This is a genomic window from Streptomyces sp. NPDC060028 (assembly GCF_042736725.1).
GTDB lineage: Bacteria > Actinomycetota > Actinomycetes > Streptomycetales > Streptomycetaceae > Streptomyces.
The window spans coordinates 72852-76706 of sequence record NZ_JBHWVJ010000035.1 but is presented as its reverse complement, the minus strand read 5'-3'; the positions used below and the strand labels follow the sequence as shown (position 1 = coordinate 76706).

Sequence of the window (3855 nt, the reverse complement as noted above, 5' to 3'; positions counted from 1 at the left end):
CCCGGGACCCCCGTCCCGGGCGCGGGCGCGGGCGCCGCGCGCCAGGTCTGGCGCCGCCTGCGCCGCCGGCCCTCGGCCGTCGCGTCCGCCGGGGTCCTGGCACTGCTCGTCCTCCTCGCCCTCGCGGCGCCGCTGCTCGCCCAGCTCACCGGACAGGACCCGAACGCCTACCACGACGAGCTCGTGGACTCGGCGCGCGGCGGAGTACCGGTGGGCTCCTTCGGCGGGATGTCCGCCGACCACTGGCTCGGCGTCGAACCCGGCAGCGGCCGCGACCTGTTCACCCGGCTCCTCCACGGGGCGCGCATCTCCCTGCTCGTCGCCTTCGGCGCGACCGCCCTGCAGGTCCTGCTCGGCCTCGTCGCCGGCATCACCGCCGGGCTCGGCAACCGCGCCGCCGGCGCACTCGTCGCCCGGCTCACCGACGTGGCGATCGCCCTGCCCACCCTGGTGCTCGGGGTCGCGCTCACCGCCGTCGTCCCGCCCGGCTTCCCGCGGCCGCTGCTGCTGATCCTGCTCATCGGATTCCTCGGCTGGGGCGGCACCGCCCGGATCGTGCGCGCCCAGACCCTCGCCCTGCGCGGCCTGGACTTCGTGGAATCCGCCCGGCTGTCCGGCAACAGCACCCTGCGGATCGCCCGCCGCGAGCTGCTGCCCTCGCTGGCCGCGCCCGTGATCACGTACGCCGCGATCCACGTGCCGACCAACATGGTCGCCGAGGCCTCGCTCTCCTTCCTCGGCGTCGGCGTGAAGCCGCCGACCCCGTCCTGGGGGCAGATGCTCTCCAGCGCCACGACCTGGTTCCGCGCCGACCCCGCGTACGTCCTGCTCCCCGCCGGGCTGCTCTTCGTCACCGTGCTCGCCTTCACCGTGCTCGGCGACGCCGTCCGCACGGCACTCGACCCGCGCGAGGACTCGCGCCTGCGGGTCGGCACCAGAAAGGAGCGGGGGGCGTGATCCGCTTCGTGCTCAAACGGCTCGGCGGGGCACTCCTCGTGCTCCTCACCCTGTCCGTCATCGTCTACGCCCTCTTCTACCTCGCCCCCGGCGACCCCGCGCGCCTCGCCTGCGGGGAGCGCTGCAACCCGGCGCAGATCGCCCAGGTGCGCGAGCAGATCGGGCTGAACGAACCCGTGCTCGCGCAGTACCTGCACTTCCTCCAGGGACTGCTGCTGGGCCGCGAGCACTCCGGCGGGGCCGGGCTCGTACTGCACTGCGACGCACCCTGCCTCGGCTTCTCCTACCGCAACGACCAGCAGGTCACCGAGCTGATCCTGGAACGACTGCCCGCCACCCTGTCACTGGCGCTCGGCGCGCTCGCGATCTGGCTGGTGATCGGCGTCGGCACCGGGCTGCTCTCCGCGCTGCGCCGCGGCGGGATCACCGAACGGGTGCTGACCGTCCTGACCCTCGCCGCAACCGGCACCCCCGTCTTCATCCTCGGGCTGCTGCTCCTCATGGCGGTCTGCGCCTACCTCCAGTGGCTGCCGTTCCCGTCCTATGTGCCGCTGACCCGGGACCCCGAGCAGTGGGCCTGGAACATGCTGCTGCCGTGGGTGACGCTCGGCTTCTTCGAGAGCGCCAAGTATGCCCGCCTCACCCGCAGTTCCACCCTGGAGACGCTCGCCGAGGACCACATCCGCACCTTCCGCGCCTACGGCGTCGGGGAGCGGGCCATCGTCACCCGCCATGCGCTGCGCGGCGCGGTGGCACCCGTGATCGCGCTCAGCGCCGTGGACTTCGGCTCGATGATCGGCGGCGCCCTGCTGACGGAATCGCTGTTCGGGATCCCGGGGCTCGGCAAGACGCTGATGGACGGGGTACGGATCGTGGACCTGCCCGTCGTCGTGGGCATCGTCCTGACCATCGGCGCGGCCGTGGTCATCGCCGGAGCGGTCGGCGACCTGCTGTACGCCGCCGCGGACCGAAGGGTGGCATTCGCATGACGCAACCGCTGGTGGACGTCACCCGGCTCACGGTCGACTTCCCGGTCGGCGCGCCGGGGGAGTACGTCCGGGCCGTGGACGAGGTCTCCTTCACCCTGGACGCGGGCCGCGCGCTGGGCATCGTCGGCGAGTCCGGAAGCGGCAAGTCCACGGTCGCGGCAGCCCTGTTGGGCCTGCACCGCGGTACGGGCGCCCGGCTGGACGGCGCCGTCCGCGTCGGCGGCACGGACGTGGCCTCGGCCTCGCCCGCGCAGCTGCGGCGGCTGCGGGGCGGGACCGCCGCGATGGTCTTCCAGGACCCGCTGAGCTCCCTGGACCCGTATCAGGCCATCGGCGACCAGATCGCCGAGGTCCACCGGATCCACGCGGACGTCTCGCGACGCGCCGCGCGGGCCCGGGCGGTGGAGGTGCTGGACCGGGTGGGCATCACCGACGCGGTACGGCGCTCGCGCGCCCGGCCGCACGAGTTCAGCGGCGGCATGCGGCAACGGGCCCTCATCGCGATGGCTCTGGCCTGCGAACCGCGGCTGCTGATCGCCGACGAGCCGACCACCGCGCTGGACGTCACCGTCCAGGCACAGATCCTGGACCTGCTGCACGGGCTGCGGGAGGAACGGGGGCTGGGGTTGCTGCTGGTCACCCATGACGTGGGGGTGGCGGCGGAGAACGTGGACGAGCTGCTCGTGATGCGGGGTGGCCGCGCCGTGGAGCGGGGGGCGGTGTCCCGCGTCCTGTCGGCGCCGGACGATCCGTACACGCGAACCCTGCTGGCGGCGGTGCCGAGGCTGGACGGGGTCCGGGTCAGGGCGGGCGGCTCCGCCCCGGACCCCGCGCCTCAATCTCCCCCGGCCACCGCGGGGAGGGACCCGCAGGCGGGGCTGGAAGTGGCCGCGCCGGTCGTCGAAGTCTTCGGCTTGCGAAAGGAGTTCGGGCGCGGCAAGCGGCGGGTCGTTGCCGTGGGCGGGGTGTCGCTCGCCGTGCGGGCCGGGGAGACGCTCGGGATCGTGGGGGAGAGCGGGAGCGGCAAGAGCACGCTCGGGCGGATGCTCGTCGGGCTGCTGGAGCCCAGCGCGGGCCGGCTGCGGCGGGACGGCCGGGAGGACGGGGCCGTGACCGGCGTGGCCCCGGGGGTGCAGATGGTCTTCCAGGACCCGGTGTCCTCGCTCAACCCGCGCCGCTCCATCGGCGAGTCCGTCGCCGATCCGCTGCGCGCCGCCGGCGAGCGCGACGAGTCCGCGATCCGGGCCCGCGTCGGCGAACTGCTGCTGCGCGTCGGGCTGGAGGCGGCGCACTACGACCGGTACCCGCACGAGTTCAGCGGCGGCCAGCGCCAGCGCGTCGGCATCGCCCGGGCGCTCGCGCCCCGGCCCCGGCTGATCGTCTGCGACGAGCCGGTCTCCGCCCTCGACGTCACCACGCAGGCGCAGGTCACCGCCCTGCTGGCGGAACTCCAGCGGGAGTTGGGCATCGCCCTGGTCTTCATCGCGCACGACCTCGCGGTGGTCCGCCAGGTCAGCGACCGGGTCGCCGTCATGCGGCGCGGCGAGATCGTCGAAGAGGGGCCGGTGGACGAGGTGTACGACCGCCCGGCGCACCCCTACACCCGGCAGCTCCTGGCGGCCGTGCCGGCTCTCGATCCGGCGCTGGCCGATGCGCGCCGGGCCTCTCGGCAGGAGGTCTTCGCGTAGGGGCCGTGCCCTTTCTAGCGTGCTCGAACGCGAACCGTACGGGAAAGTTACGACTCTTCACCCCTTCCGGTGGCGGGGCGGGCCAACCGACGTCGCGCCGTCGGGCGATACGCGAGTGTTTTTTCGCCGGGGGGGGGCGGGCCCACCGCCCCCCCCCCAACCCGGGCTAGGGGGGGGCCCCCCGGGGGGGGGGAAGGAGGGCCGGGTCGCCGGTGAGGATG

General features: G+C 74.3%; 3 protein-coding genes. All 3 read left to right on the top strand.

The genetic code is table 11. The features are described 5' to 3' along the window. A partial coding sequence (locus ACFWBF_RS19420; RefSeq protein ID WP_385603014.1) for an ABC transporter permease occupies nucleotides 1–957 on the top strand: 957 nt, incomplete at its 5' end. Further along, entirely contained in the window at nucleotides 954–1946 is a 993-nt protein-coding gene (locus ACFWBF_RS19415) for an ABC transporter permease (protein ID WP_385603011.1), read from the top strand. The genes ACFWBF_RS19420 and ACFWBF_RS19415, both read left to right, overlap by 4 nt. Continuing rightward, entirely contained in the window at nucleotides 1943–3634 is a 1692-nt protein-coding gene (locus ACFWBF_RS19410) for a dipeptide ABC transporter ATP-binding protein (protein ID WP_385603008.1), read from the top strand. The genes ACFWBF_RS19415 and ACFWBF_RS19410 overlap by 4 nt, the downstream gene beginning before the upstream one ends. Nucleotides 3635–3855 lie beyond the last annotated feature (221 nt).